At 58.2% G+C, this 16,757-nt stretch carries 16 protein-coding genes; 6 read left to right on the forward strand and 10 right to left on the reverse strand.

Features of this window, described 5'->3' with window-relative positions; translation table 11 throughout:
• Positions 1–144: 144 nt before the first annotated feature.
• From secM to mutT, 3 genes are all read left to right on the forward strand, one after another.
• A complete protein-coding gene (secM, locus tag QLG03_RS13660) occupies positions 145–642 on the forward strand; it encodes a secA translation cis-regulator SecM (RefSeq protein WP_196531386.1) in 498 nt (165 codons plus the stop codon).
• A gap of 62 nt (positions 643–704) precedes the next feature.
• Entirely contained in the window at positions 705–3,410 is a 2,706-nt protein-coding gene (gene secA / locus QLG03_RS13665) for a preprotein translocase subunit SecA (protein WP_255989391.1), read from the forward strand.
• A 57-nt stretch (positions 3,411–3,467) separates the two neighbouring features.
• On the forward strand, positions 3,468–3,860 hold the full coding sequence (mutT, locus tag QLG03_RS13670) for an 8-oxo-dGTP diphosphatase MutT (protein WP_004204347.1): 393 nt from the start codon (positions 3,468–3,470) through the stop codon (positions 3,858–3,860).
• 51 nt (positions 3,861–3,911) lie between these two features.
• Here the strand turns inward: mutT and yacG are convergent, their stop codons facing one another.
• The 3 genes from yacG to coaE are packed head-to-tail and all read right to left on the reverse strand — an operon-like array spanning position 3,912 to position 5,479.
• The gene (yacG, locus tag QLG03_RS13675) at positions 3,912–4,106 is read right to left on the reverse strand and encodes a DNA gyrase inhibitor YacG (protein WP_004204348.1); all 195 of its coding nucleotides are present in this window, start codon (positions 4,104–4,106) and stop codon (positions 3,912–3,914) included.
• A gap of 9 nt (positions 4,107–4,115) precedes the next feature.
• Positions 4,116–4,859: a cell division protein ZapD gene (gene zapD, locus QLG03_RS13680; protein WP_048296690.1), complete on the reverse strand. Its 744-nt coding sequence runs from the start codon at positions 4,857–4,859 to the stop codon at positions 4,116–4,118.
• Positions 4,859–5,479, reverse strand: coding sequence for a dephospho-CoA kinase (coaE, locus tag QLG03_RS13685; RefSeq protein ID WP_032453842.1), 621 nt, complete (start codon positions 5,477–5,479; stop codon positions 4,859–4,861). The genes zapD and coaE overlap by 1 nt, the downstream gene beginning before the upstream one ends.
• A 344-nt stretch (positions 5,480–5,823) precedes the next feature.
• On the opposite strand from coaE, the gene QLG03_RS13690 reads away from it, so the two are divergent.
• A complete protein-coding gene (locus QLG03_RS13690; protein ID WP_023291988.1) occupies positions 5,824–6,867 on the forward strand; it encodes a GMP reductase in 1,044 nt (347 codons plus the stop codon).
• Between the two features lie 36 nt (positions 6,868–6,903).
• Here the strand turns inward: QLG03_RS13690 and hofC are convergent, their stop codons facing one another.
• The 4 genes from hofC to nadC form a co-directional block, all read right to left on the reverse strand.
• Positions 6,904–8,109, reverse strand: coding sequence for a protein transport protein HofC (gene hofC, locus QLG03_RS13695; protein WP_032453844.1), 1,206 nt, complete (start codon positions 8,107–8,109; stop codon positions 6,904–6,906).
• A complete protein-coding gene (gene gspE, locus QLG03_RS13700) occupies positions 8,099–9,484 on the reverse strand; it encodes a type II secretion system protein GspE (RefSeq protein WP_023291990.1) in 1,386 nt (461 codons plus the stop codon). Before gspE ends, hofC begins: the two co-directional genes overlap by 11 nt.
• A gap of 10 nt (positions 9,485–9,494) precedes the next feature.
• On the reverse strand, positions 9,495–9,926 hold the full coding sequence (gene ppdD / locus QLG03_RS13705) for a prepilin peptidase-dependent pilin (RefSeq protein ID WP_004204358.1): 432 nt from the start codon (positions 9,924–9,926) through the stop codon (positions 9,495–9,497).
• A 181-nt stretch (positions 9,927–10,107) separates the two neighbouring features.
• On the reverse strand, positions 10,108–11,001 hold the full coding sequence (gene nadC / locus QLG03_RS13710; RefSeq protein ID WP_255989396.1) for a carboxylating nicotinate-nucleotide diphosphorylase: 894 nt from the start codon (positions 10,999–11,001) through the stop codon (positions 10,108–10,110).
• 133 nt (positions 11,002–11,134) lie between these two features.
• Between nadC and ampD the strand changes: the two genes are divergently transcribed.
• Together ampD and ampE are read left to right on the forward strand one after the other, a co-directional pair.
• A complete protein-coding gene (gene ampD, locus QLG03_RS13715; protein ID WP_023291992.1) occupies positions 11,135–11,698 on the forward strand; it encodes a 1,6-anhydro-N-acetylmuramyl-L-alanine amidase AmpD in 564 nt (187 codons plus the stop codon).
• Entirely contained in the window at positions 11,695–12,549 is an 855-nt protein-coding gene (gene ampE / locus QLG03_RS13720; RefSeq protein ID WP_023291993.1) for a beta-lactamase regulator AmpE, read from the forward strand. Before ampD ends, ampE begins: the two co-directional genes overlap by 4 nt.
• A gap of 220 nt (positions 12,550–12,769) precedes the next feature.
• Here ampE and QLG03_RS13725 read toward each other — a convergent pair whose 3' ends face one another.
• The 3 genes from QLG03_RS13725 to aroP all read right to left on the reverse strand — a co-directional run bounded on the left by QLG03_RS13725 (position 12,770) and on the right by aroP (position 16,680).
• A complete protein-coding gene (locus QLG03_RS13725; RefSeq protein ID WP_110238078.1) occupies positions 12,770–13,720 on the reverse strand; it encodes a family 43 glycosylhydrolase in 951 nt (316 codons plus the stop codon).
• Entirely contained in the window at positions 13,720–15,126 is a 1,407-nt protein-coding gene (locus QLG03_RS13730; protein WP_017901173.1) for an MFS transporter, read from the reverse strand. The genes QLG03_RS13725 and QLG03_RS13730 overlap by 1 nt, the downstream gene beginning before the upstream one ends.
• Before the next feature lie 183 nt (positions 15,127–15,309).
• Complete coding sequence (aroP, locus tag QLG03_RS13735) at positions 15,310–16,680, reverse strand: aromatic amino acid transporter AroP (RefSeq protein ID WP_023291995.1); 1,371 nt, start codon at positions 16,678–16,680, stop codon at positions 15,310–15,312.
• Positions 16,681–16,757 lie beyond the last annotated feature (77 nt).

Consider the following 16,757-nt stretch of genomic DNA (forward strand, 5'->3'; position numbering starts at 1 on the left):
TCAGCGCGCTATTAATGTTAGTATTTGAGCGCAAAATTATTTCTCCGGGTTGCTTTACCCCGTGGACATCAGGTTGTCCTGCGAAAAACGTTAATAAAGAGACAGCCTGAACGACAACGGGTATACCAAAGAAAGGTAATGAACGTGAGTGGATTGCTGACGCGCTGGCGACAGTTTGGCAGACGGTATTTTTGGCCGCATCTCCTGTTGGGGATGGTCGCGGCCAGCCTCGGCCTGCCTGCGCTAAGCAACGGCCATGAGACCGCGACGCCAGCGAAGGCGACCGCCAGCAACCATAATCCGAGCAAAGTTAATTTCTCCCAGCTGGCGCTGCTGGAGACGAATCGCCGGCCAAACTTTACCGTCGACTACTGGCATCAGCACGCCATTCGCACCGTTATTCGTCATCTCTCTTTCGCCATGGCGCCGCAGGCCTTGCCGGTGGCGGAAGAAGCGTCCCCGCTGCAGGCGCAGCATCTGGCGCTGCTCGACACGCTCAGCGCGCTGCTGACGCAGGACAGCACGCCGCCGGTGGTGTTCCGCCAGGCGGCGTATATCCCTTCCTCATATTCTGCCTTCCGCGTCAGCGCCTGGATAAGCCAGGTGGCGGGGATCCGCGCAGGGCCTCAACGTCTCAGCTGAAAATAACCACGGACTATCCTATTTTTTGTGACTCCGCACCGCGGGGCGTTTGAGATTTTATTATGCTTATTAAAATGTTAACCAAGGTTTTCGGCAGCCGTAACGACCGTACGCTGCGTCGTATGCGCAAAGTCGTCAATATCATCAACGGTATGGAACCGGCGATGGAAAAACTCTCTGATGACGAGCTGAAAGCGAAAACCGCTGAATTCCGCGCGCGCCTGGAAAAAGGCGAAGTACTGGAAAACCTGATCCCTGAAGCTTTCGCCGTCGTTCGCGAAGCGAGTAAGCGCGTGTTTGGCATGCGTCACTTCGACGTTCAGCTGCTGGGCGGTATGGTGCTTAACGATCGCTGCATCGCCGAGATGCGTACCGGTGAAGGTAAAACCCTGACCGCGACCCTGCCGGCCTACCTCAACGCGCTGACCGGCAAAGGCGTTCACGTGGTGACCGTCAACGATTATCTGGCCCAGCGTGACGCCGAAAATAACCGCCCGCTGTTCGAATTCCTCGGCATGACCGTTGGCATCAACATGTCCGGCCTGCCGGCGCCGGCGAAGCGTGAAGCCTACGCTGCCGATATCACCTATGGCACCAACAACGAATACGGCTTCGATTACCTGCGCGACAACATGGCCTTCAGCCCGGAAGAGCGCGTTCAGCGTAAACTGCACTATGCGCTGGTGGATGAGGTGGACTCCATCCTGATCGATGAGGCGCGTACCCCGCTGATCATTTCCGGCCCGGCAGAAGACAGCTCTGAAATGTACCGCAAGGTCAACAAGATCATTCCACACCTGATCCGTCAGGAAAAAGAGGATTCGGACACCTTCACCGGCGAAGGCCACTTCTCGGTGGATGAAAAAGCGCGTCAGGTTAACCTGACCGAACGCGGTCTGGTGCTGATTGAAGAGCTGCTGGTACAGGAAGGCATTATGGATGAAGGTGAGTCCCTGTACTCCCCGACCAACATTATGCTGATGCACCACGTCACCGCCGCGCTGCGCGCCCATGTGCTGTTCACCCGCGACGTTGACTACATCGTTAAAGATGGCGAAGTTATCATCGTTGATGAGCACACTGGCCGTACGATGCAGGGCCGCCGCTGGTCCGATGGCCTGCACCAGGCCGTTGAGGCCAAAGAGGGCGTGGAGATCCAGAACGAGAACCAGACCCTGGCCTCTATCACCTTCCAGAACTATTTCCGTCTGTATGAGAAACTGGCGGGGATGACCGGTACCGCCGATACTGAAGCCTTTGAATTCAGCTCCATCTACAAGCTGGATACCGTGGTCGTCCCGACCAACCGTCCGATGATCCGTAAAGACATGGCGGATCTGGTCTATATGACCGAAGCGGAAAAAATTCAGGCGATTATCGAAGATATTAAAACCCGTACCGCAGCCGGTCAGCCGGTGTTGGTGGGGACAATCTCGATCGAGAAATCGGAAGTGGTTTCCCGTGAGCTAACCAAAGCCGGCATTAAGCACAACGTTCTGAACGCCAAGTTCCACGCCAGCGAAGCGGACATCGTCGCCCAGGCAGGCTATCCTTCCGCGGTGACCATCGCTACCAACATGGCGGGCCGTGGTACCGATATTATGCTCGGCGGTAGCTGGCAGGCGGAAGTCGCGGCGCTGGAAAACCCAACGCCTGAGCAGATTGAACAAATCAAAGCCGACTGGCAGGTGCGCCACGATGCGGTACTGGCCGCAGGCGGCCTGCACATCATCGGTACCGAGCGTCATGAATCACGCCGTATCGATAACCAGCTGCGCGGCCGTGCCGGTCGTCAGGGGGATGCCGGTTCTTCCCGCTTCTACCTGTCGATGGAAGATGCCCTGATGCGTATCTTCGCCTCCGATCGCGTATCCGGCATGATGCGTAAACTGGGGATGAAACCCGGCGAAGCCATTGAGCACCCGTGGGTCACCAAGGCTATCGCCAACGCACAGCGTAAAGTCGAGAGCCGTAACTTCGATATTCGTAAGCAACTGCTGGAATATGATGATGTGGCCAACGACCAGCGCCGGGCAATTTACACCCAGCGTAACGAACTGCTGGGCGTGTCTGACGTCAGCGAAACCATCAACAGCATCCGCGAAGACGTGTTTAAGGCGACTATCGATGCCCATATTCCGCCGCAGTCGCTGGAGGAAATGTGGGATATCGAAGGCCTGCAGGAGCGTCTGAAAAACGACTTCGACCTCGACCTGCCAATCAAAGAGTGGCTGGATAAAGAGCCGGAGCTGCATGAAGAGACCCTGCGCGAACGTATTCTGCAGAGCGCGGTAGAAACCTACCAGCGTAAAGAAGAAGTGGTCGGCGCCGAAATGATGCGCCACTTCGAGAAAGGCGTGATGCTGCAGACCCTGGATTCGCTGTGGAAAGAACACCTGGCGGCGATGGACTACCTGCGCCAGGGTATCCACCTGCGCGGCTATGCGCAGAAAGATCCGAAGCAAGAGTACAAGCGCGAATCGTTCTCTATGTTTGCCGCGATGCTGGAGTCACTGAAGTATGAAGTGATCAGCACCCTGAGCAAAGTGCAGGTGCGGATGCCGGAAGAAGTCGAGGCGATGGAGCAGCAGCGTCGTGAAGAGGCCGAGCGCCTGGCGCAGATGCAGCAGCTCAGCCATCAGAGCGATGATGAAGCCGCTGCACAGGATCTGGCGGCGCAAACCGGCGAACGTAAAGTGGGGCGTAACGATCCCTGCCCGTGCGGTTCCGGTAAAAAATACAAACAGTGCCATGGCCGTCTGAGCTAAGGGCTGATAAAAAAACAAAGGCGCAGAGTTCTGCGCCTTTTTTATGGAGCTGATTCAATGAAAAAACTGCAAATCGCCGTAGGGATAATTCGCAATCCAGAAGGCGACATCTTTATTACCCAGCGCGCCGCCGATGCCCACATGGCGAATAAACTGGAGTTCCCGGGCGGGAAGATTGAATCTGCTGAAACGCCAGAGCAGGCATTGATCCGCGAGCTACAGGAAGAGGTGGGGATTACGGTCACCACGTTTTCACTATTTGATAAGCTGGAGTATCAGTTCCCCGATCGCCACATTACGCTGTGGTTTTTCCTCGTGGAAAGCTGGGAAGGCGAGCCCTGGGGCAAAGAAGGACAGCCGGGACAGTGGATGGCGCGGCAGGCGCTGGATCCGGCGGCGTTTCCCCCGGCTAATGAACCGGTTATCCGCAAACTTATCGCCCAGGGCTGAGCCCCGGGCCGGGAGGCTAACCCAACAGGCGTGGGTTAGCGTGCCGTCAAATCAGGGCTGCTGCTCGCTCCAGTCATCGCTATCGGAGAGATCGCCCGCGCTGGGGATGCGCTTCTCCTCTGCTGCCCATTCTCCCAAATCGATCAGCTGGCAGCGCTTGCTGCAGAACGGACGATAGGGGCTTTGTTCGCCCCATACCACATTTTTGCCGCAGGTCGGACAATTGACGATAGTCTCTTCTGACATGTTATCTCCTTAACAGCAGGCCAGTTCAAAATCAAAGCGCTCCGGCACGATCCCATACTCACTGTCCAGCGGCAGGAAGCGGATGGCGAAACGGCTCTTATGGCCGGAGATCTGCGGATAAAGCTGGTGGGCCAGATCGAGACGCAGGCGCAGCAGATCGGCATCTTCGCCATTATCCTGATAAAAGCCATTGAGGCTGGTCTGTTTGCGAAACTGCCCGGAGTTACGGATCAGATCGAGGATCAGGCTCAGGGACTGGACCAAAGGATCGAGGCTGGCAAGCCAGCTGGCCATCTGCTCGTCACGATGCGCCTGCGGCATATGGAGCCAGATATGCAGGGTCGGTAAATCGAAGCTGCAGCAGCCGCCTGGGATACTCAGACGCTGACGCACTAGCGCAATCAGGCGATCTTCACGCAGAAACTGACCAATGCGCGGCGCGGCCATCAGGGTGCTGGAAGACTGCTTGAGCTGCTGGCGCAGCGCGTTAATGCGCTCCTGATCGACTCCCGGCACTTCTGCCCAGGACTGGAGCTTACGCTGCTGGCGCTCCAGTTCTTTGACCAGATCGGTACGCACCTCGCCGCGCTCCAGGACATCCAGCAGATCGCCGGCGTTACGGAAAAAATGGAGCGCATCGGCATGGCTGGCAATCATCGGATGGAAAGCCATCTGCTGGATCAGAAATTCGATGCGCAGCCAGGTGCGCATTTTCTCATTAAGAGGATGTTCAAACAGAACGGGGGTATGCATTACGAGTTTTCCTGTGAGGCGGCCTGCGATGCCAGCGTTAAGTACTTTTCGTGCAGGCGGGCAACATCCGATGCCACTGCATCCGGCGTGCCAGTGTTTTCAATAACATCGTCCGCGACGGCCAGGCGCTGCTCGCGCGTGGCCTGGGCGGCAAGAATATGTTCAGCATGTTCGCGGCTGACCTTATCGCGCAGCATGGTGCGTTCGATTTGCGTCTCTTTTGGCACATCGACGACCAGGACGCGATCGGCCTGGCTGGACAGGCGGTTTTCGACCAGCAAAGGTACGACCCAGAGGAGATAAGGGGAGGTGGCGGCCTGCATCTGGCGGCGCGTTTCCTGCTGAATTAGCGGATGCAACAGCGCGTTGAGCCAGGCTTTTTCCTCCACCTGAGCAAAAATTTTTTCCCGCAGCAGACGGCGGTTTAGCGTGCCGTCGGGCGCGATCATCTGTGGCCCGAAGTGGCCGGCAATGGCCTGGAGTGCCGGGGTGCCGGGTTCGACTACCTGGCGGGCGATAACATCGGCATCGATAACGTTAATCCCGAGCTGCGCGAAGGCGTCGGCAACCGTACTTTTACCGCTGCCAATCCCGCCTGTTAACGCGACTGTGTACCCCATATCTTCTGACCCTGAAACGGATTGCTCGTATTTTTTGGTATTCAGACAGCGAGGACGGGCAGTATGCCGGAGAGGCGACAGCGATCTTGTCGTGATGGCCCCGTGCCAACCGGGAGCGCCGTCCGCTATTCTGTTTATTTTAATCAAGCAAATCAAATGGTTAAAAATAATACGCTGGCGGGTGGAGACATAAGCGTTTTTTTCTCCATTCACCAGGTAAATTTATACGATTGTAGCGTAAAAAAAGTGAAAATCGCAGTCTTGCGCGGGCCTGTTTCGTGCGTATGATAACGTCACTGGAGTTGTGCTCTCACATTAATGCCATTAACCCCAGGAATTCGCACATGCGTATTGAAGAAGATCTGAAGCTTGGTTTCAAAGACGTTCTTATCCGCCCGAAACGCTCTACCCTCAAAAGCCGTTCTGATGTTGAGCTGGAACGTGAATTCACCTTTAAACATTCAGGCCTGACCTGGTCCGGCGTGCCGATTATTGCGGCAAACATGGATACCGTCGGCACCTTCAGCATGGCGAAAGCGCTGGCCACTTTTGGCATTCTGACCGCAGTACACAAGCACTACACCGCAGAAGAATGGCAGGCGTTTGTCCAGAGCGTATCCGCAGACGTTCTCAAGCATGTGATGGTTTCCACCGGTACTTCCGACGCGGATTTCGATAAAACGCAACAGATCCTCTCTGAGAACCCACAGTTGAATTTTGTGTGCATTGACGTCGCCAATGGCTACTCTGAACACTTCGTACAGTTTGTGGCGAAGGCGCGCGAAGCCTGGCCGCAAAAAACCATTATCGCCGGGAACGTGGTCACCGGTGAAATGTGCGAAGAGCTGATCCTCTCCGGCGCCGATATCGTCAAAGTTGGCATTGGCCCGGGGTCCGTTTGCACCACCCGTGTCAAAACCGGGGTCGGCTACCCGCAGCTCTCCGCCGTGATCGAGTGTGCTGATGCTGCACACGGCCTTGGCGGCCAGATCATCAGCGATGGCGGTTGCACCATGCCGGGCGATGTGGCGAAAGCCTTCGGCGGCGGCGCTGATTTCGTGATGCTCGGCGGTATGCTGGCGGGCCACGAAGAGAGCGGCGGTACTGTGGTTGAAGAGAACGGTGAAAAATTCATGCTGTTTTACGGTATGAGCTCCGAGTCGGCGATGACCCGCCATGTGGGCGGTGTCGCGAAATACCGCGCGGCGGAAGGGAAAACCGTGAAGCTGCCGCTGCGTGGCCCGGTGGACAATACCGCGCGCGACATTCTCGGCGGCCTGCGTTCAGCCTGCACCTACGTTGGCGCCTCGCGACTGAAAGAGCTGACCAAACGCACCACCTTTATCCGCGTTCAGGAACAAGAGAACCGGGTATTCAACAGCCTGTAACCGGCTGCGCTGGCGCCTGCGCGGTGCCAGCGTTTCTCATCCTCCCGCCCCGCCAATGGCATCGCCCAGGTGAAAAACGGGCAAATACATCGCCACCACCAGGATCCCAACCAGCGAGCCGGTTATTACCAGCATCAGGGGTTCCAGATGCGCAGCCAGACTGTCGGCTCGCTGATGGGTCTGCTCACGATGATGATGCGCCAGGTTTTCCAGCATCTGATCCAGCGCCCCCGCGCTTTCCCCCGTGCGGATGAGCTGCAGACACAGCGGTGTAAAACCGCCGCAGCGGCTTAACGCCTGCCAGATCGGATCCCCCTGAACGATCAGCGCGCGGGCCTGCGCCAGGCGCTGGCGCCACAGCGGGCACGACAGGGTCTCTTCAACGCTTTGCAGCCCCTGCAGAAAGCTGATACCGGCGCTTTGGGTTAACGCCAGAACGGTGAATATCAGGCTCAGCTGTTGGCCGCCGATCAGGGGGCCGACGAGAGGGAGCGCGTTAAGCAACTGCTGGCGACGCAGCAGCCAGTCGGCGCGCTGCCGGACCAGCTGGTTGAGCAGCAGCGGGCTCAGCAGAAAGGCCAACAGCAACGGCCAGCCGCGGCTCAGCATGTCGCCTGCCGCAATAACCATTCGCGTCAACAACGGCAGCGGCGTATTGAACGTCTGGTAGATGGCGGTGAATTCGGGAAGGACAAAATAGAGCATTCCAAGCACCACCAGCAACGCCAGAGTGAGCACGATTAGCGGGTAGCGCAGCGCCTTTTTGACCTTGCCGGCAAGCCGCTGCTGCTCCTGCTGCTGGTTGGCCAGCTGCTGGCAGCAAATATCGAGCTTGCCCGTCAGTTCGCCGGTGCTAATCATCGCCAGATACAGTGGCGGAAAAGCCTGCGGCCACTGCGCCAGTGCGGCAGAGAAGGCTACGCCCTGGGCCAGTTCGCGGCCCAGCGCCTCAAGCAGCGCCTGCCACTGCGCATGCGGTTGCTGCTGCGCCAACAGTGATAACCCTTCCGCCAGCGGTAGCCCGGCCTGCAGCAGGGTTGCCAACTGGCGGATGGTTTCGCTGCTGTAGCGCGGGTGCCACAGGCTTTGCTTCACCGAACAGCGGCGTATAGCCAGCGGCATGATGCGCTGCTGCTGGAGGTGATGCAGCACCTCCGGACGACTGGCTTGCCATAGCATCCCCTGACAAGGAGCGCCTTGTGCATCGACGCCTCGCCAGCGCCAGAGACGCTTAGTCGCCATGGGGGATCCCCAGTACCCGCACCACCTCTTCGAGGCTCGTCAACCCCTGTTCGATAGCCTGACATCCGCTTTCAAAGAGCGTCATCATGCCCGCGGCTCGCGCCAGAGATTCGATCTCAAGAGCGTTGAGTCCCTGGACTATCCCCTGACGTAGCCCCGGGGTGACAGGCAAGACCTCGAACAGCGCCAGACGGCCATGATACCCGTGATAACAGTTTTCGCAGCCTGCTGCCTGCCAGCGCGGCAGCGGACGGGGCCACAGACTGTGCGGCAGGTCGGCGGCGCTGCCGGCATTGCGCCGGCAGTGGGGGCACAGCTTGCGGACCAGACGCTGGGCGATAACCAGCGAGAGCGCAGAAGAGATCATCCAGCGGGCGATGCCCATTTGCTGCAGGCGAGTGAGGGTTTCGCTGGTGGAATTGGTGTGCAGGGTAGAGAGCACCAGATGGCCCGTTTGAGCGGCTTTCAGCGCGATTTCAGCGGTTTCGGCATCGCGGATTTCACCCACCATCACAATATCCGGGTCCTGGCGTAACAGGGCGCGCAGCACGCTGTGAAAGGTCAGCCCGGCGCGCGGATTGATTTGCGTCTGGTTCATCCCGGCGATAGGGATCTCCAGAGGATCCTCGACGCTACAGATGTTCACTTGCTCCCGGTTTCGGGCCTGCAGGGCGCTGTAGAGGGTCACCGTTTTCCCGCTTCCGGTTGGGCCAGTGACCAGCAGCAGCCCCTGCGGCTGATTCAGGGCCTGGCGAAAGGCCGCCAGCTGAGAGGATGAGAGGCCGAGAGCCTCCAGATCCAGCGCCTGGTCAACCTGATGCAGAAGGCGCAGGACAATTTTCTCGCCATAGCGGCAGGGCAGGGTGGCGATGCGAAAGGAGAGCGGCCGTCCGGCGAGGTTCAGCGCGAACTGGCCATCCTGCGGCAAACGATGCTCGGCGATATCGAGATTGGCCATCACCTTGAGACGTGCGATAACCGGCGCGGCCAGCTCGGGCGCCAGCAGCGGCAGAGCGTGTAGCACGCCATCGACACGCAGGCGGATCCTTAAGTGCGCTTCCGTGGGCTCGATATGAATATCGGACGCCCGCTGACGCAGGGCCTGCTCGAGGATCTGGTTGACCCGCTCGGCGATGTTTTCCGGCCCTGCATTTTGCGCCAGCAGCGCCTGCTTTTCCTGGACTTGCAGGCGCTTATCCATCTGCTCCTGGCTCCAGCATTCAATATCGATCCGTTTTTGCGTCGCGAAACGCAGCGCCTCCATTAGCTCTGTCGGTGGGGTATCGACCACCGCAATGGATATCGTCTGCTCATCGCTGTGCAGCAGCAGGGCGTGATGGCGACGACAGAGAGGGATCAGCTGTTCTGTTTTCATATTGTCGCCCTCACTTCACCCGGAAAACGTCTTCGCAGGCCTGTTGAAGTGCGCTGTTGTCGGTGATAGTGCAGACCCGCTGCCAGCCGGTGACGCCTTCGGCGTTATCCCAGGTCGGGGTCAGGGTGACGCCCAGTCCGTTGAGACTTTCCTGGCCGGTGAGGGTAACGACGCCTTTGGCCACGCTCATGGCGGAGAGGTAGCGCGTGGTTGTTGGCGAGGGGATGCCATTGCTGCCGCCGTCGCATGTCGTCAGGCCGCCATGATCGAGCGCGCAAAGTTCGATTGCCGTCCGGTAGGGGACAAAGGTCTGCAGCAGGTCGGTGAGGGCGGCTTTACGCAGGTAGTTCTGGTAGGCCGGGATGCCGATGGCGCTGAGAATGGCGATGATGCCGATGACCACCATCAGTTCAATCAGGGTAAAACCTCGTTGTTTATCCATAAGTCGCTCCTTGTTGTGACAGGAGCACTGTGACGGGATTCTGGGGGGCAGGCGAGGAGACGAAAACGATCCGGGAAACCGGGTTCCAGGGTTTTTACCGGTATTGCATGGCGAGCAAGAGCGACTGCGAGTCGGGTCGCAAATTCAGGCCTTCACGCCCGGAAGCGTGAAGGCCAAATCCTCAGCGGAAACGCATCGACAGGTCGAGCGCCTGCACATGTTTGGTCAGGGCCCCGACGGAGATATAGTCGACCCCGGTCTCGGCAAATTCGCGGATAGTGTCAGAGGTGACGTTGCCGGAGACCTCCAGCGCCGCCTGGCCAGCGGTGATTTTCACCGCCTCGCGCATCAGGTCGGTGGTGAAGTTATCGAGCATAATGATATCGGCCCCGGCTTTTAACGCCTGCTCCAGCTCATCCAGCGTTTCCACTTCCACTTCCACCGGCACATCAGGATGCAGCCAGAACGCCTTCTCCACCGCCTGACGGATCGAGCCGGAGGCGATGATGTGGTTTTCTTTAATCAGGAAAGCGTCGAACAGCCCCAGACGATGGTTGGCGCCGCCGCCGCAGAGAACCGCGTATTTCAGCGCGGTACGCAGCCCTGGCAGCGTTTTACGCGTATCCAGGAGTTGGGTTTTGGTGCCGGCCAGCAGGTCGACATAGCGGCGGACGACGCTGGCGACGCCGGAGAAGGTTTGCACAAAGTTCAGCGCCGTACGTTCGCCAGTGAGCAGAATGCGCGATGGGCCTTCCAGCTCGAACAGGGGTTGATCGGCTTTGACCGCGTCGCCATCGGCGACGTGCCAGGTGATAGTCACGTCGTCACCGGCGAGCTGAATGAAGACCTCTTCCACCCAGCGTTTACCACAGAAGACCCCATCTTCGCGGGTAATGACCACCGCATGGGAGCGAGCATCCTGCGGCAATAATTGTGCGCTAATATCGTTGCTGGCGTCGACTTCGCCGCCCAAATCTTCCCGCAGGGAGTGTGCGACAGCATCGGTAATATCGAGATTAATTCGTTCCAGCAGCACGTCACGGCGGCGGTCGGGGTTGTAACGACGAGGCGACATGATAAAGCTCCAGATAGATAAGATTCAGAAGTGGGAAACATGCTAACCTGAACGACGTTTCAGTACCATACACACTTCATCCTTTGGGCCGGCGTGTGGCCCGGAAGCATGAGTTCGCGAAAGGAGATCCCGCATGCAGTTGAACGAGGGATGGCTGGTCGGCGCGCGTCGGGTTCCCTCGCCGCACCATGACTGCCGTCCGGATGAAGAAGCCCCTTCCTTACTGGTGGTGCATAACATTAGCCTGCCACCAGGTGAATTTGGTGGTCCATGGATTGACGCGCTGTTCACCGGCACCCTGGATCCGCACGCGCATCCTTTCTTTGCCGAGATCGCTCATCTGCGCGTTTCGGCGCATTGTCTGATTCGGCGTGATGGTGAAATCGTGCAGTATGTGCCTTTCGATAAGCGTGCGTGGCATGCGGGGGTCTCCTGCTATCAGGGGCGCGAACGCTGCAATGACTTTTCCATCGGCATAGAGCTGGAAGGCACGGATACCCTGGCGTATACCGATGCGCAGTACCAGCAGCTGGCGGCGGTGACGGATCTGCTTATCACGATTTATCCTGCCATCGCCACAAACATCACGGGCCATAGCGATATCGCGCCCGTGCGCAAGACAGACCCGGGACCGGCCTTTGACTGGAAAAAATTTCGTGCGCTGCTCAGCGCGCCGTCAGAAAAGGAGACCTCATGACGCTGTTTACTACGCTGCTGGTGCTTATCGCTGAACGCCTGTTTAAACTGGGCGAACACTGGCAGCTTGATCATCGGCTGGAGGTGGTGTTTCGCCGGATAAAACATTTCTCGTTGCCGGGAACGCTGCTGATGACCCTGGTCGCCGTCGCGGTGGTCTACCTCGTTCAGCGCTTGCTGCAGGGGCAGCTGTTCAACGTACCGCTGCTGGTGTTCTGGATCTTGCTGGGTCTGCTGTGCATCGGCGCCGGCAAGGTTCGGCTGCACTATCATGCCTATCTGAAAGCGGCGTCGCGCAATGACAGCCGCGCCTGCGATGCGATGGCCAGCGAGCTGACGTTGATCCATGGCGTCCCGCCGGGCTGTGATGAGCGCGAGTACCTTAGCGAACTGCAAAATGCGCTGTTATGGATTAACTATCGTTACTACCTGGCGCCACTCTTTTGGTTTGTGGTGGGTGGGGCGTGGGGGCCGCTGACGCTTATCGCTTATTGCGTTCTGCGTGCCTGGCAGACGTGGCTGGCGCGTTACCAGACGCCGCATCACCGTTTGCAGTCTGGAATCGATGGTATCCTGCATATTGTCGACTGGCTGCCGGTGCGTCTGGTGGGGGTTGTCTATGCCCTGGTGGGGCATGGAGAGAAAGCGCTTCCGGCGTGGTTTGCATCGTTAGGCGACCGCCATTCGTCGCAGTATCAGGTATTGACCCGCCTGGCGCAGTATTCCCTGGCCCGTGAACCGCACGTGGATAAAGTGGCGACCCCAAAGGCCGCGGTGTCGATGGCCAAGAAAACCTCGCTGGTGGTGGTGGTGATCATGGCGCTGCTGACGATCTACGGCACCCTGGTGTAACGGCCTGCGCTCGTACTTTATCTGTCAGGATACCCCACCTGCGGGGCTTTGATTGCCGGATGGTGCTGCGCTTATCCGGCCTGGGGCTCACACCACGCAGGCCGGCAAGCAATAGCGCCGCCGGGCGCTATATCTGACGCCGCGCTTGTCATGTTGCCGGGGGGCGGCTTCGCCTGACCCGGCCTGGAGAACCCGCGCCTGCGGGCAGCATACCGAACCGCTACAGCGTATCCGCCGGCGGGATGCCGAAGTCGGGCATGCCGTCCTCTCTCCAGGCGACGAGTTTTAGCCGCGTATGACGATTGGGATCATACAGCGGGTCGCCTTCAATCTCGGTGTAATTCCGCGCGTGATATACCAGCACATCTTCCCCCGCCGGCGTTTGGGTAAAACTGTTATGGCCCGGGCCATACTGGCGGTTTTCATAGCTGGTCCGGAACACTGGCTGCGGGGCTTTATGCCAGTTTTCCGGCTGCAGCGGATCGGCCTCCCGGTCGATCCAGAGCAATCCCATGCAGTAGTTTTCATCGGTGGCGCTGGCGGAATAGCTGATGAAAAGCTTATCGCCATGCACCAGCACTGCGGGTCCTTCATTAACCTTAAATCCCCGGCACTCCCAGTCGAACTCCGGCTTGCTCAGCATGACCGGCTCGCCTTTTAGCGTCCACGGGTTGGCCATTTCAGCGAGATACAGGTTTGAGTTGCCCTCGATATGCGGAGATTTTTGCGCCCACAGGTACCAGCGTTTGCCCTGATGGATAAAGGTGGTGGCATCGAGGGCGAAGGTATCGAAAGGCGTCTCCACCTGGCCTTTTTCCTGCCAGCGGCCGGTCAGCGGATCGCTGTCGGCGCACTCGATAACGAACATGCGATGCTGGAACATGCCCAGCGCATCCAGATCGTGGGTATGGGTGGCGGCAAAATAGATATACCACTTACCGTCTATCTCATGTAGCTCCGGCGCCCAAATCAGCTGGCTCATCGGCCCGCTTTGCGGTGCGCGCCACACCACTACCGGCTCAGCATCGCGCAACCCCTCCAGGGTTGCCGCGCGCCGGATCTCCAGCCGGTCGTATTCCGGCACTGAGGCAATAAAGTAGTAATGATTCAGGTGGCGCAGAATAAAGGGATCTGCGCGTTGCTCAATAAAGGGGTTTGGCCAGTTGTTCATCAGGCTTTCCTTACGTGTTCACTGGTTTTCAGTTCCTGGTATTCATTCAGCTCGCTGTAGTTGCTGCGGCGCTTCTCTAAATCGCTCTGAATCTGGCGCATCAGGGTGCGGTCAACTTTAAGCAGGCGCACCACGCCGGCGGTGATCAGGTAGCCGACGCCGGGGATGACCGAGAACAGCAGCACGATGCCGTTGAGGGCCGAGGCGCTTTGCGCTTTGGCGCCGGCGTCGTAGCCGTACCATGACAGCAGGAATCCGACCATCGCCCCGGCGACCGCCAGGCCGACTTTAAGGAAAAACAGATTGCCGGAGAAGCTAATACCGGTGATGCGCTTGCCGGTTTTCCACTCGCCGTAGTCGTCAACATCGGACATCAGCGACCAGTGCAGCGGGGAGGGGATCTGATGCAGGATATTGAGCAGGAAGTAGAGCACCATAATCAGCGTGGTGGCGTGCGGATTAAAGAAATAGAAGGCGCAGGAGAAGATCGCCAGCACGATGTTGGTCCAGAAGAAGACCTGCAGTTTGCACCAGCGGTCGGTGAGGACTTTTGCCAGCATGCTGCCAATCATCATCCCGACCACGCCGAGGCTGATAAACAGCGTGGCAAAATGGGTGCTTTGCCCCATCACCCAGGTGACGTAGTACATGGTGGCGGCCATGCGGATAAAGCCCGGACAGACGTTGCATAGCGTGAGCAGCAGGATGCGTACCCACTGGTCATTTTTCCACACGTCTTTGAGATCTTTTTTCAGTTCATCATTGGTCTGCACCGCCGGGTGGATGCGTTCGCGCACGGTGGCGAAGCAGAACAGGAACATACACATGCCGATAAAGGCCAGCACGGTCATCGCCATCTGATAGCCTTTTGCTTTATCGGCACCGCCGAACCAGTCGGCCATGGGCAACAGCGTCAATGACAGCAGCAGCGTGGCGATACCCACCATCACGAAACGATAGGACTGGCAGGCAACACGTTCTTTCGGGTCGGCGGTCATCACCGTTCCCAGCGAGCAGTAGGGTATATTAATCGCGGTATAGGTAATCGACAGCAGAAAGTAGGTGACAAACGCATAGATGACTTTGCTGTTATAGGTCCACTCAGGAGTGGTGAACATCAGCACGCTGAACAGGGCGTAGGGGAAGGCAATCCACAGCAGCCATGGACGAAAGCGGCCATATTTACTGCGGGTGCGGTCGGCGAGGGCGCCCATGATCGGGTCGGTCACCGCATCGATGACGCGCACCGACAGCAGCAGTACGCCCACCAGCGCCGGCGCCAGGCCGAAGATATCGGTATAAAAATAGTTAACAAACAGCATGATGGCGCCAAAGATGATATTGCATCCGGCATCCCCCATCCCATAACCAATCTTTTCTTTTATTGAAAGTCTATTGTCTGCCATGTGCGGTCTCTCCGTTGCAGTATGGAGAGAATTATTGGCTGCTATCGAGAGAATTACGTTGCAGGAACGCGTTGACGATATGGATAAATAAGCTATGGAAGGGAAAGTGTGAAGCAGATAACAATGCTCTGCGCCCGTTATTAAGGGAGGGCGCAGAGCAAAGAGAATTATTGATGAGATGTATTATTGTGCTTTTACGGTGGCGGCGGCTTTCTGTTTAAACAGATAACCCACGCCCAGCACTGCGATCCATACCGGGATCAGCCAAACGGAAATCGCCATCCCCGGGGTCATCAGCATAATGATCAGCACCGCGGCCATAAACAGCAGGCACACCCAGTTACCCAGCGGGTAGAAGAGGGCGGGGAAGCGGGTGGTGACGCCCTGCTGCTGTTTGGCGCGACGGAATTTGATATGCGCGAGGCTGATCATCGCCCAGTTGATCACCAGGGCGGAGACCACCAGCGCCATCAGCAGGCCAAATGCGGATTCCGGCGCCAGGTAGTTGATCAGCACACACAGGGCGGTGACCACGGCGGAGACGAGAATGGTATTGACCGGCACGCCGCGTTTGTCGACGCTGAGCAGCGCTTTCGGCGCGTTCCCCTGCTGGGCAAGGCCGAACAGCATACGGCTGTTGCAGTAGACGCAGCTGTTATATACCGACAGGGCCGCCGTCAGCACCACCACGTTGAGGGCGTTTGCCACCAGCGTATCGCCAAGCTCATGGAAAATCAGGACGAACGGACTGGTGTCCGCGGTCACGCGCGTCCACGGCAGCAGCGAGAGCAGGACCGCCAGCGAGCCAACATAGAAGATCAGGATACGGTAGATAACCTGGTTGGTGGCTTTCGGAATGCTTTGCTCCGGGTTATCCGCTTCCGCCGCGGTGATACCCACCAGCTCGAGACCGCCGAAGGAGAACATGATGATCGCCATCATCATCACCAGCCCGGTAAAGCCGTGCGGCAGGAACCCGCCTTGATCCCACAGGTTACGTACCGTCGCCTGCGGGCCGCCGTTTCCGCTGAACAGCAGCCAGCCGCCGAACAAAATCATCGCCACGACGGCGACCACTTTGATAATGGCAAACCAGAACTCCATTTCACCGAACACTTTCACGTTGGTCAGGTTAATGGCGTTGATGGCGATGAAGAAAACCGCCGCTGAGGCCCAGGTCGGGATTTCCGGCCACCAGAACTGGATATATTTGCCGACGGCGGTCAGTTCCGCCATGGCTACCAGGACATACAGCACCCAGTAGTTCCAGCCGGAGGCGAAGCCGGCAAAGCCGCCCCAGTATTTATAAGCAAAGTGGCTAAACGAACCGGCTACCGGCTCTTCCACCACCATTTCGCCCAGCTGACGCATGATCAGAAAGGCGATAAAACCGGCAATCGCATAACCAAGAATGATACCCGGGCCGGCGGACTGAATGACGGACGCGCTCCCCAGAAACAGGCCGGTGCCGATAGCCCCGCCCAGCGCGATGAGCTGGATATGGCGGTTTTTGAGGCCGCGCTTCAGCCGATCGCCGTGCTGTTGACCTTCCATATGAAACCTCGTGTGTGGTTATTTTTTGTGTACGTCATCCGTCAGGTTGCTGCTTCACTGCTGTCCCTGCCAGAAAG

The sequence above is a fragment of the Klebsiella sp. V115_8 genome (assembly GCF_029967715.1).
In the GTDB taxonomy this organism is placed as follows: domain Bacteria; phylum Pseudomonadota; class Gammaproteobacteria; order Enterobacterales; family Enterobacteriaceae; genus Klebsiella; species Klebsiella quasipneumoniae.